This window comes from Streptomyces sp. NPDC003691 (genome assembly GCF_053981115.1).
Map to the genome: position 1 here is coordinate 45697 of NZ_JBSFNQ010000051.1, position 13418 is coordinate 59114.

A 13418-nucleotide genomic window follows, 5' to 3' on the forward strand; every position below is an offset into this window, starting at 1 on the left:
AATCAAGGCCCCTCGGCTAGAGGCTTCTCCCGCGACCCGCATACCGCTTTCTGAATTCCTCGGACAGTGCCGCGCGGTCCGCCTTTCCATGCGGACTCAGCGGAATTCGCTCAATGGTGAGGAACCTGGCCGGAACCATGTTCCGCGGCAGGGTCTCCAGCAGGCGGGCCCGCAGCTCGTGCTCGGCGGACCCGTCCCCCGAGGGCACGATGAACGCGATCAGCTCGGCCTCGCCGGCCTCGGTCCGGCCCGCCACCACGGCGGCCTGCCCGACGCCGGGCAGTCTGCCCAGGCTGCGCTCGATGTCGGCGGGGTCGATGCGCATACCGCGCACCTTCACCTGGGCGTCCATCCGGCCGGCCACCACGAGATCGCCGTCCCCGGTGACCCGGCCGCGGTCCCCCGTGCGGTACAGCCGCCGCGGCTCGCCGCCGACGGACACCGTCGTGAACCGGGCCGACTCCGGACCGGTGCCGCCCAGATAGCCCGCACCAACGCCGAGCCCGGAGATGCAGACCTCCCCGTACTCCCCCGCCGCCACACCCCGCATCCGCTCGTCGACGATATGGATCCCGGTGTTGTGGGCCGGCCGGCCCACCGGCGGGATGTCGTGCCGGCCGGGGCGGTAACCGGCGAGGTCGTACGAGGACGCGACGTCCGTGCACTCGGCCACGCCGTACTGATGCAGCAGGGTGCAGCGGTTCCCGGGGCGGCGCGCCCATCGTTCGATCCGCTCGATGTGCAGCGGCTCCCCGCCGAACAGCACGTAGTCGAGCCGGGCGAGGGCATCACCGCCGCACGCGGTCTCCCACTCGACCAGCAGATAGAGCGTGCTGGATGCGCAGTTCACCGTGCGGATGCCGTGGCTCGCCAGCATCCGGTACGCGAGGGCGGGGTCGAAGTTGCGGCTCGGCAGCAGGTACTGGGTGGCACCGCAGAACAGCGGCATCATCAGGCTGCGCTGGGAGAGGTCGAAGCCGAACGCGCTGACGACCAGATTGTCCGACCCGGCATGCAGCCGGTATTCGAGCGTCAGCCAGTTCAGCAGGTTGAACCAGCCCTCGTGCCGTACCGCGGTGACCTTCGGCGTTCCGGTCGACCCGGAGGTGAAGACCGCGTAGCAGATGTCGTCGCCGGAGACCGGGACGGCGGGTGCGGCCGCCGGGAGACCGGCGAGCGTGTCCGGGAGCCGCTCGGCGTCCACGACCTCCGTGTCCACCGGTCCGATCAGTTCCGCCGTGGCCGGTGAGGCCACGACCAGCGCGAGGCCGGGGACCTGTGCCGCCAGCAGCCGGAGTCTGGCCGCCGGATAGGCGGGGTCGAGCGGCACATAGGCCGCGCCCGCCTTCAGTGTGCCGAGCACCGCGACCAGCAGGTCCACCGAGTAGTCCAGGCAGACACCGACCTTCGCGCCCCGGCCGTGGCCGCGCGCGACGAGGAAGTGCGCAAACCGGTTGGCCCGCGCGTCCAGCTCCGCGTAGGTCACCCGCTGCCCCGCACAGACGACGGCGACGGCATCGGGGGTGGCCCGCGCATGCGCCTCGAACCGCCGGTGGACGACGGGCGTCGAGGGCAGGGCGACCCGCTTTCCCTGGAGGATCATCAAACGGCTCCGATGTGACGGGGGGTCCGATTCGCCCGGCCGCCGGGGGCGGGGCCGGGGCCGGGCGGACACGGTCTACGCCGGGTGTTCACCGGCCGTGGCGAGGACCAGGGCCGCCCACTCGCCGACGGGCAGGCCGTGCGAAGCGGCGATCTTCGCGTAGTGGTCCAGATGGGCGGCCGGCAGCTCGATGGTCAGCGCGGTGGTTCCGGGCGGGCCGCCGCCGTCCTTGCCGCTGCCGCCGGCCTCGCTGCCGGCCTCGCTGTTGCCGCTGCCGCCTTCGCCGTTGCCGCCGCCCGGGAGGATCCGGGCCGGGAGGCACTGGGCGGCCAGGCCCTCACGCAGGGCCCGGCGGAGTTCGTTGCGCGACCATTTCCGCTGCTCGGCCCGGCGCAGCCAGTAGTCCTGCTCGGGCGGCGAGAGCCGGGTCACCTCCGCGTGGTGGGCGAAGCTCAGGCCGTCCCGCCGGCGATGGTGCTCGAACCTCCTGGCCACCCACGCGTAGTTGCGCAGGGTCTGGTAGTCGAGTCCGGTCCGCTCGATCGCCTCCCGGTAGCGCCGCAGCCCGTACGCGGCCTCTCCGAAGATCAGCCAGTCGGCCAGCCACCATGCCGAGGAGTTCGTGAGTTCGCGCAGGCCGGTCCCGATGCGCTCCCAGGACCGCTGGGACAGGTCCTGCGGGAAGAGCATCCCCGACTTCTCCGTTCTCGCCCGGTTCCCGGCGAACGACGGTACGGCGCGGCGCGGTACGGCTCCGGAGCCGGTATCCGCCGCCCCGGACCGGTGGTTGTTCGCGGTCCCCACAGAAGCTCCCTCACGACCGTCGTCCCCTGCCCGGAGTGTGCGTGCGGCGACCGGCCCCGGCGCGCGGCGGCCGGCCCGGCCCGGCTCAGTCCGCCGCCATGGCCTCCCGCAGGCTCTTCGGGCGCAGATCGGTCCAGTTCTTCTCCACGTACTCCAGGCATTCGGCCCGGGACGCCTCGCCGAAGACGGTGTGCCAGCCGTCGGGCACCGGGGCGAACACCGGCCACAGGGAGTGCTGTTCCTCGCCGTTGACAACGACGTGGAAGCGGCCGTTCTCGTCATCGAAAGGGTTGGTGCTCACTGCCACCGTCCTCGGGGTTCGGGGGAAGGGTCACGGAAACACGGAAGCCACAGAAACACGGAAGACGCAGAAGACGCGGCGAAGGCGAAGCGGGATGCGTCCGCGAGCGGAAAACGCGGACGCCGGGCGGTTCACCGAACCGGTGCCGGCCCGAACGGTGCTGTCCCGTCGACAGGACACTCGGTACGCGGCGCTCCGGAACGCCGGTGCCACGGTAGGCGACCGTAGGACCGGCCGGTCAATTCCGCAAGTGCGGCGGATTCACCGGACCCCGGGACACCCGTCCGACCTGTATCGCACCGGGGTTCTGTGCCACTATTGCCGGGCCGCAACCACGAATAGGTCTGCTCGAATTCGAGTTCAGCCATTCCCTTCCGCCGAGCCGATCGCGAGCATACCGAGCCGATTACCCGACGGCGGAAAGCTCATCGACGAACCTGCGACTGGTGGTCCATGGTCCCGAAGTCAGACTTTGAGTACGGAGAGTTCGAGTACGGAGAACACCCGGACGACGAAACACGTCGCTCTCTTCTGCGCCATATGCTGGTGGCGAAAGGCGTCGACGACGAGGCGTGCCGGCTCCAGAAGCAGGGCGCGCTGGACCTGTGGCTGTCGTGCCGCGGACACGAGGCGGCGCAGGTGGGTTCCGCTCTCGCCGTCGGGCCGGGGCCGGCCGTCGTCCCCAGCTACCGCGAGCACGCGGTCGCGCTGCTGCGCGGGGTGGAGCCCGTGGAGTTGCTGGCGCAGTGGGCCGGCCGCACCTTCTGCGGCTGGGATCCGCTCCGGATCGGGTTCTTCCCGTACACCCTGGTGCTGGCCGCCCAGACACTGCACGCCGTCGGCTACTCGATCGGACAGCGGCTTCAGGCGCGTGAGGACTTCGTCGTGGTGTACATGGGCGACGGAGCCACCAGTGAGGGCGATATGTCGGAGGCGCTGAACCTGGCCGCCGTCGAGTCGGCGGCCGTGCTGTTCGTCTGTCAGAACAACGGCTGGGCCATCTCGAAGCCGTCCGGGGAGCAGATGCGGGGTTCGGTGGCCGGGCGGGCCCGGGGCTTCGGCATCGAAGCGGTGCGGATCCCGGGGCAGGACCCGGAGACCGTCTTCACCGCCTGTTCGCGCGCCGCGGCGCATATCCGGCGGGAGCGGGCGCCCTTTCTCGTCGAGATCCGGGTGGACCGGATCCACGGCCACTCGACCTCCGACGCCCAGGAGCTGTACCGCGGCCGGGACGAGATCGCCAGGTCCGGGGCGGCGGACCCGGTGGACGCCTACGCGGCCCGGCTGCGGGCTCTGGGTCTGGTGGACACCGCGTGGTTCGACGCCGTCGGCGCGGAGGTACGGGAGCACCGCGACCGGCTGGTGAAGGAGTACGCGCCATGAGCGGCACCCGGCAGGCCGGTCTGGCGGAGGCCGTCAACGCGACCCTCGCCGACCTGCTCGCACAGGATCCCCGGGTGCTGCTGATCGGCGAGGACATCGGCCGACTGGGAGGGGTGTTCCGGGTGACCCGCGGACTGCGGGAACGCTTCGGTGCCGACCGGGTCCGTGACGCGCTGCTGGCCGAGTCCACCATCGTCGGTCAGGCCGTCGGTATGGCCGTCAGCGGGCTGGTGCCGATCTGCGAGATCCAGTTCGACGGGTTCACCTATCCGGCGGTGAACCAGCTGGTGACCCAGGCGGCCCGGATCGGCGACCGGTGGAACGGGCTGGTCGGCCTCCGGCTGGTGGTCCGGATCCCGACCGGTGGCGGGGTACGCGGCGTCGAGCACCACAGCGAGTCCAACGAGGCGCTGCTCGCCCGGGTGCCCGGGCTCTCGGTCGCCTGTCCCTCCACCGGCGAGGACGCGGACCAGATCCTGCGGTACGCGGTGGCTCTCGGCTCGCCCGTGGTGGTCTACGAGCCCATCCGGCTGTACTTCCGGCGCACCTGGCCGGTCCGGAGCTCGGCGCCCGCGAAGGCGCCGACGGGTGCCCGGGTGGTCCGGCACGGCAGGGATCTGACGGTCGTCACCTACGGCGCCGTGACCCATGACGTCCTGGCGGCGGCGCATGCGCTCGGCCCGGGCCTCGACGTCGAGGTGGTGGACCTGCGCTGGGTGGCCCCTCTCGACCTGGAGACGGTACTGGAGTCCGTCGCCCGCACCGGGCGGCTGCTGATCGTCCACGAGGGGCCCAAGGACCTCGGCGTCGGTGCCGAGGTCGCCGCCTCGGTGGCCGAGCACGGCTCCGGTCTCCTCCGGGGGCCGGTCCGCCGGCTGGCGCCCGGCCGCCGCGCCTATCCCCCGGCGGACTTCGAGCAGGAGTACCAGATCGGAGTGGAGAAGATCATGGAAGAGGTGCGGGTGATGACGGAGTGAGCGGCTCCCCCGTGGAGGTGCGGGTACCCGGCTTCGGGCACGGTCTCGAAGAGGCGCTGCTGATCGAATGGGTCGCCGGAGTCGGTGACCGGATCGAGCGCGGGGACGTCGTCGCGCTCGTCGAGACGGACAAGGCGAGCACGGAGATCGTGGCGGAGCGCGGCGGTCTGATGGCTGGTCACTCCGCGGCGGTCGGCACGATCCTCCGGCCCGGTGAGCCGCTGTACCGGCTGGCCGCCGATCAGCTCCCCGGAGGCCCGGATCCGGAGCGAGCGCGTCACGGGAGTGGAGAGGGACGATGAGCGACATCGAAAGCCGTATCGCCGAGACCATGCTGGCCAAGCTGCGCGAGCGGGACCCGGCGCTGGGCCCCGGCGATCTCGCCAGGCCCGTCGACGAACTGGACCTCGACTCCCTCGACCTGGTCGAGCTGCATCAGCTCCTGGAACGCGAACTCCAGGTCAAGGGCGATCTCAGGGAGACCGCGGGCATCGCGTTCCTGGACGAGTTCAGCGCCTACTTCATCAAGCTGGCGGAGCGGACATGAGCGCGGGTCTCGTCGACATCGCCACCGCGAAGCCGGGCCGGACCGTCGACAACGCCCATTTCGCGCCGCTCGGGCTCACGGACGAGTGGATCCGCCGCCGCAGCGGCATCGAGACCCGTTCCTGGCTGCCGCCGGAGGCATCGCTCGCGGAGGTCGCGGCGGAGGCCTGTGCGCCCGTCGTCACCAGGAGGGGCGGCCCTTCCGCGGTCGACGCGCTGATCGTCGTCAGCACCTCGTCCCGGGAACGGGTCCCCGGCCTGGCGCAGAAGGTGGCCCAGCTCGCCGGTCTGGACACCTCCGTCCTGGCCTTCGACATGAACGCGGCCTGCTGCGGTTTCGTCTACGGGCTGGTGGCCGGGCTGTCGCTCTGCGATGCCGGAGGGGCCGGGTCGGTGCTGGTCTGCACGGTGGAGGCGATGTCCCGGATGGTGGACCCCGGGGACCGGCGGACGGCGTGCCTCTTCGGCGACGGCGCCGCGGCGGTCCTGCTGGAGGACCGGGCGGAGTTCTCGGGCTTCTGCCGGACCGCCGGCTGCGACGGCTCCGGCGGGGAACTGATGCGGGAGACCGTACCGGGCGGTATCCGTCTCGACGGGGCCCAGGTGTACGACCGGGCCGTGCGGCGGATGACGGAGGCCACCCGGTATCTCTTCGACCACGGCCCCGCGCCGACCGTCGTGGTCGGCCATCAGGCGAACGGCCGCATCCTCCGGCAGGTCCGCGGCTTCACGGCCGGGCTCGGCGTGCCTTTCGTGGAGCGGATCGCGCACCGCGGGAACACGTCGTCCGCGTCGATCCCGCTGGCGTTCGCCGACGAGCTGGACAGCGGCTCCCTGCCCGCGTCGGGACGGCTCGGGGCGGTGGCCTACGGCGCGGGCGAGGCATGGGGCGGAGTCTCGGTGGACTACCGGCTGCCGGCCGCCGGACCACTCTGACCGGACCGGAGTCCGGCCGACCGGTGCCCGGACCACGGCCCGGCCACCGCCGGGGTGATGTACGGACCGCGGTCCGGCCACCCGCCGAGTGCTGTCCGGACGGCCGGGACGGCCGGGACGCCGCAGCCCCCGGTACCGGGACGAGTCCGGTACCGGTCACCGACCACCACCACGACCACGGGAGGTCGTCATCCACTCACCGGACGCCTGGGTCCTCCACTCCGGCGCGACCGCCGGCCCGACCGGCGGCGCCGGCGGCGGTGTGCTGCGGCGCGAGCCGTTCCCCCTCGGCCCGCCGGCGGAGGGCGAGGCATTGGTGGAGCCGATCCTCGGCTCCTGGGAAGCCAATATGGACCACGCGCTGGCCCGTTCGCCGATCGACGTGTGCAGCAGCCGGGGCGAGGACGCCGTGGTCCTGGGCAACCTGGGAGTGGTCCGGGTCCTCGACGTGAACAGGGGCGGCCGGGACATCCGGATCCGGGAGGGGGACCTCTGTCTGCTGCTGCCGTTCGGGCGGACCGACCGCTTCGGCTACGCCGAACTCGCCTACGCCTACGACTGCCCGGACACCGTGGGGCTGCTGGCCAGGCGGTCCAGGATGGACGCCCGGCTGCTGCTGCCGATCCCGGACGGTACGGCGTACTCCCTGGCGCAGTGGGCCTCGTACGGGCGGTACTTCACCGCCTGGGACAACTGGGCCAAGGCGTACGGCTGCTGGCGCACGCAGATCACCGACGACGATCCGGCCCGCCATCTGGTGTTCGGCTGGGGCGGCGGGGTGGCCTTCGCCGAGCTGATGCTCGCCCAGCGCGCCGGATTCCGGGTGGCGATGACGGCGGGCTCGGACGCGCGCCTCGCCTTCCTGCGCGAGAACGGCATCGTCCCGGTGGACCGCCGCCGGTTCCCCGGCCTCTCACTGCCCGCCCGGCACCTGCGCGCCGACCGGGACCGGCACGCGCTCCGCCGGGCGTCGGTCGGGGAGTTCCTGGACGTCGTACGGGAGCTGAGCGACGGCCACGGGGTGGCCGTCTTCGTGGACAACATCGGTGAACCCCTGTACGACGTCACCCTGGCGGCCCTGGCCCGTCAGGGCGTCGTCACCACCTGCGGCTGGAAGGCGGGGATGCGCCTGTCGCACCTGCGCGGCGCCGAGTCCATCGCCCGGCACATCCATGTGAACACCCATGTGTGGCGGCTGCCGGACTCACCCGGGATCCGGGACTTCCAGGAGGCCGAGGGCTGGATGGCGCCGAAGGGGTCCGAGGTGGTCTACGACTTCGACCGGGTGCCCGAACTGGCCGACGACTACGCGAACGGCCGGATCGGCTCCTACTTTCCGATGTACCGGGTGAATCCGCTCTGATCGCCCCGGTGTCCCGGGCGGCCGCCGGGCAGGGGCCGAGCCCGGGCCCGCGTGCTGCGCGCCGCCGCGGGCGCGGGCCGGGAGGGCACGGCGTGTTCGGGGCCGCCGGCCGTCCCGGACGGCGGGAGGCCGGTGTACGGACAACCTGACAACCTGCCCCTTCCCACTGCGGACCTGCGGGAACGGCAGCCCGGGTTGTCCGGGACGGCTCACGGGTCTTGCGCGGGTACCGCCCCCGAAGACAGTCTGGGGTGAACGGACGACGGGCCCGGTGACGGTACCCGGTGCCATGTCGGCCGGCGTCCACCCGCAGACCCCGCAGGGCACGCCCCGCCGCCCCGGCCCCGTACCCGGTACGGGGCCGCACCGGGCGGACGGGAATCGCACCGGACCGGCCGCACGACGGTGACATTGCCCCGGACCTGCGGAACCGCCACGGCGACCGCGACGGCCGTCCCGTGCCTCCGGCCGGGCAGTTCGCCGGACCCCCCGTCCCGGCGACCCGGCAACGGTGCCGTCCGCACTCCCGCGACGGCGACCCGGCCACGCTCTGCAGCGGGTCTCACCGACATCCAGTCCCGGGGAGACCTTGTGACCGATACCGACGACACGACCGATCCCGGCACGATGGACGGAGCGGCCTTCACCACCGAAGGCCTGCCCGCCGAAGAACGGTTCGACCGGTGGCGCGAATTCACCGGACGGGCGCTCCTCCCCGCCCGGGCCCGGTGCCCCGACGGCACGGAGTTCCGGGCCCGGGCCCTCGTACGCGGCTCCGGCACCGTACGGATGTCCGCCCAGACGCTGGCGTCACGGCTGAGCGTTCAGCGCACCCCGCGGCTCATCCGCCGGGCGGACCCGGAGTGCTATCTCGTCGCGGCGGCCCGCTCCGGTGTTCTGGCCATCGACGCGCCGGGGCACCGGAGCACGCTCCTCGCCGGGGATCTGGTGCTGATCGACTCCTCGCAGCCCTTCTCCGCCCGGTACGAGGGCGGCGCGTACGATCTGCTGCTACTCCCCCGCGGTCTGCTGCCGCTGCCCCCGGCGCAGGTGGCGCGAGTCGTCGCCCGGCGCCTTCCCGGGCATACGGGCATCGGCGCCCTCCTCGCCCGCTGTCTGCGCGAGATCGCCCTCGGCGGCGCCCCGTACCGTTCCGCCGCCCTCCACAGGATGTTCTGCGTCGCCCTGGAGCTGCTGACCGCCCTGCTCGCCCAGGAACTCGACGTACGGACCGGACCGACGCCCGACGACGGTCACGAGGCGCTGCTGGCCCGGGTCGACGCCTTTGTCCGTCACCGGCTGGGGGATCCGTCGCTGACGCCGCGGACCGTGGCGGCCGCCCATCATGTGTCCCTGCGCCGGCTCCAGGAGCTGCTGGCCGCGGCCGGTACGACGCCCGCGGCGCTGATCCGGACCAGGCGGCTGGAGCAGTGCCGCCGCTGGCTGGTGGATCCGCGCCAGCAGCACCGGACGATCCAGGCCGTCGCGGCCCGCTGCGGTTTCGCCGACCAGCCCCACTTCAGCAGGCTGTTCCGGGCCACCTACGGCGTCTCGCCGAGTGAGTACCGGGCCGCCCATGACCGGCTGGCGCGCGCTTAGACAAACCGTCCGCGCGCCCGGGCAACGACGCGGCGGAGCCCGCCGGGGAGCCTTGGAAGCGCAAGACCGACCATCGGCACGACCGACGCACGACCGAGAGAGGAAGGTGGCCACCATGAGCACGAACACCCCGTACGAGACGCCCGCCCTGTTCGAGATCGGCGGCTTCTCCGAGAAGACCCGCTGGGTGTCCGTCGGCTGGATTCCCGATCTGTGGACCACGTTCGGCGGCTGACACCCCGGCCGCGGTGCGGCCGCCGGCGGGCTCCGGCCCCCGGCACCGCACCGCGGCACCGGTACGCGCCGCACAGCTCCGGCCCGGTCCCGCCGGCCGGGTCCGCCGACAGAGGGGGGAACCGCCATGGAGTTCGTCGTGCTGCCGGACCATCCCGCCGCGGCCGGGCTGGCCGCCCGGCTGCCCGCGGAGTTCCGCAGGAACACACTGCACCACCACTCCGGGCGGCCCTGGCTGACCGGCAACTGGCCCGCGCACGAGATCATCCACGCCCGGGCCGGTACGTCGCACCTCGTGCTCCTCGGCCCGGCGGGCACCACGGAGGCGCGGCTCGGGGCCCGGCTGGAGCGGGTGAACCACGCCGGGCAGCTCGACACGATCGCGGCGGAGACCACGGGCGCCTTCCATCTCATCGCCTCCCTCGACGGCACCGTGCGGGTGCAGGGCCCGCTCTCCGGCTGCCGTCCGGTGGTCTCCACCACGGTGCTGGGTGTCACGGTCGCGGCGAACCGGGCCTCCGCGCTGGGCCGGCTGCGGCGGCTCACCCTCTCCGACGAGCAGCTCGCCCTGCACCTCCTCGCCTTCGCGCCGCCGTGGCCGCTGGCCGGCCTCAGTGTCTGGCGCGAGGTCGACGAACTGCCGTTCGCCCACTGTCTGACCCTGCGCCCCGACGGCACCGGACGCGCGGCGCGCTGGTGGAGCCCTCCGGAGCCGGAGGTACCGGCCGGCACCGCGGCGCCCCTGCTGCGGCGCGCGCTGGTCGCGGCGGTCGCGGCCCGCGCGGACGGCGCGCCGGTGCTCGGCTCCGACCTCTCCGGCGGTATGGACTCCACGAGTCTCTGTTTCCTCGCCGCCGGGCAACGGAGCCGTCTGGTGACCGTACGCCGCCGGCTCATGGACCCGGCGAACTGCGACGACCCCGTGGCCCACCGGGCAGGCGCCGATCTGCCCGGCGCCGAACATGTGGTGCTGGACCCCGGCTCGGCCACCCTCCACTACGAGGGGGTGGACCGCACCGACCTGACCGCCGACGAACCTCCGCCGTTCATCGCACTGACCCGGTACATGGAAGTGGTGGCCCGGACCATGGCTGCGCACGGGGTCACCCGGCATCTCCAGGGGCACGGCAGCGACGAGCTGGCGGCCACCGGGACGGCGGCCTATGTGAACACGGCCGTGCGGCGGCGCCCGGTCGGTTCGCTGGGGCTGGTACGGGCGATGCGGGCCAGACGGCGCTGGTCACTGGCCACGACCGCGCGGGTCGTCCGGCGCTTCCCCTCCTACGCGGACTGGCTGTACCGGTCGGCCGACGGGCTGCTGACGCCCGCGGACCCCCGGTCGGAGATCGGCTGGGAACCCCTGCCGAAGCTGCCGCGCTGGTCGTCACCGGAGACCGCGGCCCTGGTTCGCGGCACGATCCGCCGCACGGCCGGGGCGGGCCCGCCGCCCTTGGCGCGGGACGCCGTCCAGCACGAGATCCTCCGCTGCGTCCAGGAGAACGGCCGGCTTCTCCGGTTCGCCAACACGCTCGCCGAACCCTTCGGAGTGAGCTTCGAGGCACCGTTCCTCGACGACCGTGTCGTACGGGCGGCGCTGTCCGTCCGGCCGGCGGACCGGCACTCGGCGGACCGGCACAAACCCGTCCTGGCGGCCGCCCTGCGCGGCACCGTGCCCGACTACGTCCTCGACCGCACCACCAAGAGCCACTTCACCATGGACGTCTACGAGGGCAGACGCCGCAACCTCGCTACGGTCCGGGCCATGTTCGAGGAGTCACGGCTGGTCGCCAGGGGTCTGGTGGACCCGTCCGAGGTCCGTCGCGCGCTCACCGGGGCGATGCCCGATCCGATGCTGATGGCCCCGCTGGAGAAGACGATCGCCCTGGAGGCATGGCTCCGGTCCCTCCCGGACCGGGCCGGTCCGCGTCCGTCCTGACCACGCACCCTCCCCGAAACACGAGCCCTGGAGAGCCCGATGCCGGAAATAGCCCTGTCCCCCTTCGTCAGGATGGTGGAGTCCGAGGACGGCATGGTGTTCCTGAACGAGCGGACCGGACGGTACTGGCAGCTCAACGGCACCGGTTCGGAGGTGGTCCGGATGCTGCTGAGCGGCGAGACCGTGGAATCGGCGGCGCTGCGCCTCCGGGAGCGGTATCCGGATGCGCCCCGGCCGAACAGGCCGCCACGGATGTGCGGGCACTGGTGGGACGGCTCACGGACGCGAAGCTGCTGGCCCGGTGAGCGTCTCGATGGTCAACGAGCGGCATGTCTCGGCGCCCCCGCTCTGGTTGCGCCCGCCGGCCCGGATCGCCGTCCTGCTGGCTCGGGGCGCGGCGAGGCTCACCCCGCAGCGGCAGTTCGCGCTCCTGCGCGCCGTACGCGGAGGTGCCCGGGCGAGTCGCCCGGACGAAGCCCGCCGGGCCCGTAACGCCGTACTCCACGCCAGCGTGATGTGCACGGGGCCGTGGTGTCTGCAACGGTCGATAGCCACGGCTCTGCTGTGCCGGATGACCGGCACCTGGCCCGAGTGGGTCGTCGGGGTCCGGACCGAGCCGTTCACCGCGCACGCCTGGGTACAGGTGGACGGTGTACCGGTGGACGAGGACACCGCGCAGCTCGCCTCCTTCCACCGGCTGGTGGTCGTTGCGCCCCGGCCGCGCGAGCGGGTGCGGTCATGAGCGTGTCCCGGGGGTTCGGCCCGCTCACGGACGACGGTGCGGGCCTCGCCGCGGACTGGGGCCGTCGGACCCGCCGGATCACGGTCGCTCCCGCGTTCCTCGGCACGCTCCGGCGGATCACCGTCGACCGGCTGCTCGACGAGGAGTCGCTCCGGCCGCCGCTGGTCTCCTTCGCCCGGGACGGGCGGCAGATCCCGGACCGCGAAGTCACCTCCGGCGAGGGCCCTCCGGAGGGGCCGGCCGGGCCCCTGGACCGGACGAAGGCCCGTGCTCTGGTGGCCGGGGGTGCCACGGTGATGGTCTACCGGGCCCACCAACTGGTCGAACCGCTCGGCGAGGTCGCCGGGCATATCTCGTCGTCGCTCCGCGCCTCGTGCGGCACGACGGTCTTCCACACCCCGGCCCGCCATCCGGGCCTCGGCTGGCACCGGGACGGCGAGCACGTGGTGGCCGTGCAGATCTCCGGTTCGAAGGAGTGGCAGGTGGAACGGGAGGCCCCCGCGTACTGGTGGACCACGGGCGCGCTCCCCTCCGGCGGCCCCGGTGCCGCCGGGGGCCCGGATACGCCGGTCGACCGGATCGTCCTGCGTACGGGTGAGGCGCTCTATCTGCCGCCGGGAGCGGCTCACACGGCGCGCGCCACGGGCCGGGCGAGCACCCATGTTTCGTTCGTGGTCCGCGAACCCGGGACCAGGGATCTCGTCGTCGCCCTGTTCGAGCGGGCGGCCCGGGGCGTACGGACCGGGCTCGACCGGGGCCCGGTGGGCGGGCGGCGCGAACGGGCGGCGGAGGTGGCCCGGGAACTCTCCGCGGCCCTCGGCGGTCTCGATGTGGAGGAGTTGCTCCGGCTGGTCGAGGAGGAGCTGATGGAGACGGGGGCGCCGCCCGGCGGATGAGGTGTACGGCCGGACGCCGGGCCGTTCCGGCCGCGGTCGGGGTGCTCCTTGAAGAGGCTGTGGCGGTACGAGAAGCCGCACTCGGCGTTGCTGAGGGT

Annotated in this window: 14 protein-coding genes and 1 pseudogene; 12 read left to right on the plus strand and 3 right to left on the minus strand. The window is 73.0% G+C overall.

The genetic code is table 11. The features are described 5' to 3' along the window. Window positions 1–16 precede the first annotated feature (16 nt). The 3 genes from ACWDR0_RS22930 to ACWDR0_RS22940 form a co-directional block, all read right to left on the minus strand. Window positions 17–1603: an amino acid adenylation domain-containing protein gene (locus ACWDR0_RS22930; RefSeq protein WP_456353600.1), complete on the minus strand. Its 1587-nt coding sequence runs from the start codon at window positions 1601–1603 to the stop codon at window positions 17–19. A 75-nt stretch (window positions 1604–1678) separates the two neighbouring features. Continuing rightward, the gene (locus ACWDR0_RS22935) at window positions 1679–2407 is read right to left on the minus strand and encodes an LmbU family transcriptional regulator (protein ID WP_456353601.1); all 729 of its coding nucleotides are present in this window, start codon (window positions 2405–2407) and stop codon (window positions 1679–1681) included. Between the two features lie 85 nt (window positions 2408–2492). Further along, entirely contained in the window at window positions 2493–2708 is a 216-nt protein-coding gene (locus tag ACWDR0_RS22940; protein WP_456353602.1) for an MbtH family protein, read from the minus strand. A 540-nt stretch (window positions 2709–3248) separates the two neighbouring features. Between ACWDR0_RS22940 and ACWDR0_RS22945 the strand changes: the two genes are divergently transcribed. From ACWDR0_RS22945 to ACWDR0_RS23000, 12 genes and pseudogenes are all read left to right on the plus strand, one after another. Beyond that, window positions 3249–4091 (plus strand): thiamine pyrophosphate-dependent dehydrogenase E1 component subunit alpha, encoded by an 843-nt coding sequence (locus ACWDR0_RS22945; protein WP_456353603.1) that lies wholly within the window; start codon window positions 3249–3251, stop codon window positions 4089–4091. Beyond that, window positions 4088–5068: an alpha-ketoacid dehydrogenase subunit beta gene (locus tag ACWDR0_RS22950; protein WP_456353604.1), complete on the plus strand. Its 981-nt coding sequence runs from the start codon at window positions 4088–4090 to the stop codon at window positions 5066–5068. Before ACWDR0_RS22945 ends, ACWDR0_RS22950 begins: the two co-directional genes overlap by 4 nt. After that, window positions 5065–5370 (plus strand): biotin/lipoyl-containing protein, encoded by a 306-nt coding sequence (locus tag ACWDR0_RS22955; protein ID WP_456353605.1) that lies wholly within the window; start codon window positions 5065–5067, stop codon window positions 5368–5370. The genes ACWDR0_RS22950 and ACWDR0_RS22955 overlap by 4 nt, the downstream gene beginning before the upstream one ends. Continuing rightward, a complete protein-coding gene (locus ACWDR0_RS22960) occupies window positions 5367–5615 on the plus strand; it encodes a phosphopantetheine-binding protein (RefSeq protein WP_456353606.1) in 249 nt (82 codons plus the stop codon). The genes ACWDR0_RS22955 and ACWDR0_RS22960 overlap by 4 nt, the downstream gene beginning before the upstream one ends. Beyond that, window positions 5612–6550, plus strand: a complete 939-nt coding sequence (locus ACWDR0_RS22965; protein WP_456353607.1) for a ketoacyl-ACP synthase III — start codon at window positions 5612–5614, stop codon at window positions 6548–6550. Before ACWDR0_RS22960 ends, ACWDR0_RS22965 begins: the two co-directional genes overlap by 4 nt. A 316-nt stretch (window positions 6551–6866) precedes the next feature. After that, the gene (locus tag ACWDR0_RS22970; protein ID WP_456353612.1) at window positions 6867–7913 is read left to right on the plus strand and encodes a zinc-binding alcohol dehydrogenase family protein; all 1047 of its coding nucleotides are present in this window, start codon (window positions 6867–6869) and stop codon (window positions 7911–7913) included. Between the two features lie 591 nt (window positions 7914–8504). Continuing rightward, window positions 8505–9512, plus strand: a complete 1008-nt coding sequence (locus ACWDR0_RS22975; RefSeq protein WP_456353608.1) for an AraC family transcriptional regulator — start codon at window positions 8505–8507, stop codon at window positions 9510–9512. Between the two features lie 115 nt (window positions 9513–9627). Beyond that, window positions 9628–9747, plus strand: coding sequence for a lasso RiPP family leader peptide-containing protein (locus ACWDR0_RS22980; RefSeq protein WP_456353609.1), 120 nt, complete (start codon window positions 9628–9630; stop codon window positions 9745–9747). 126 nt (window positions 9748–9873) lie between these two features. Next, complete coding sequence (locus tag ACWDR0_RS22985; protein ID WP_456353610.1) at window positions 9874–11682, plus strand: asparagine synthase-related protein; 1809 nt, start codon at window positions 9874–9876, stop codon at window positions 11680–11682. 93 nt (window positions 11683–11775) lie between these two features. After that, window positions 11776–11856: pseudogene (locus ACWDR0_RS22990) on the plus strand (lasso peptide biosynthesis PqqD family chaperone); the annotation flags it as partial. A gap of 127 nt (window positions 11857–11983) precedes the next feature. After that, window positions 11984–12424, plus strand: coding sequence for a lasso peptide biosynthesis B2 protein (locus tag ACWDR0_RS22995; protein ID WP_456353613.1), 441 nt, complete (start codon window positions 11984–11986; stop codon window positions 12422–12424). Further along, complete coding sequence (locus ACWDR0_RS23000) at window positions 12421–13320, plus strand: JmjC domain-containing protein (protein WP_456353611.1); 900 nt, start codon at window positions 12421–12423, stop codon at window positions 13318–13320. Before ACWDR0_RS22995 ends, ACWDR0_RS23000 begins: the two co-directional genes overlap by 4 nt. The last annotated feature ends 98 nt before the right edge of the window (window positions 13321–13418 follow it).

Coding starts and splice junctions, on each gene's coding strand:
- ACWDR0_RS22965 (WP_456353607.1), top strand. CDS start 5,612: ATGAGCGCGGGTCTCGTCGACATCGCCACCGCGAAGCCGGGCCGGACC.
- ACWDR0_RS22950 (WP_456353604.1), top strand. CDS start 4,088: ATGAGCGGCACCCGGCAGGCCGGTCTGGCGGAGGCCGTCAACGCGACC.
- ACWDR0_RS23000 (WP_456353611.1), top strand. CDS start 12,421: ATGAGCGTGTCCCGGGGGTTCGGCCCGCTCACGGACGACGGTGCGGGC.
- ACWDR0_RS22930 (WP_456353600.1), bottom strand. CDS start 1,603: ATGATCCTCCAGGGAAAGCGGGTCGCCCTGCCCTCGACGCCCGTCGTC.
- ACWDR0_RS22985 (WP_456353610.1), top strand. CDS start 9,874: ATGGAGTTCGTCGTGCTGCCGGACCATCCCGCCGCGGCCGGGCTGGCC.
- ACWDR0_RS22945 (WP_456353603.1), top strand. CDS start 3,249: ATGCTGGTGGCGAAAGGCGTCGACGACGAGGCGTGCCGGCTCCAGAAG.
- ACWDR0_RS22980 (WP_456353609.1), top strand. CDS start 9,628: ATGAGCACGAACACCCCGTACGAGACGCCCGCCCTGTTCGAGATCGGC.
- ACWDR0_RS22960 (WP_456353606.1), top strand. CDS start 5,367: ATGAGCGACATCGAAAGCCGTATCGCCGAGACCATGCTGGCCAAGCTG.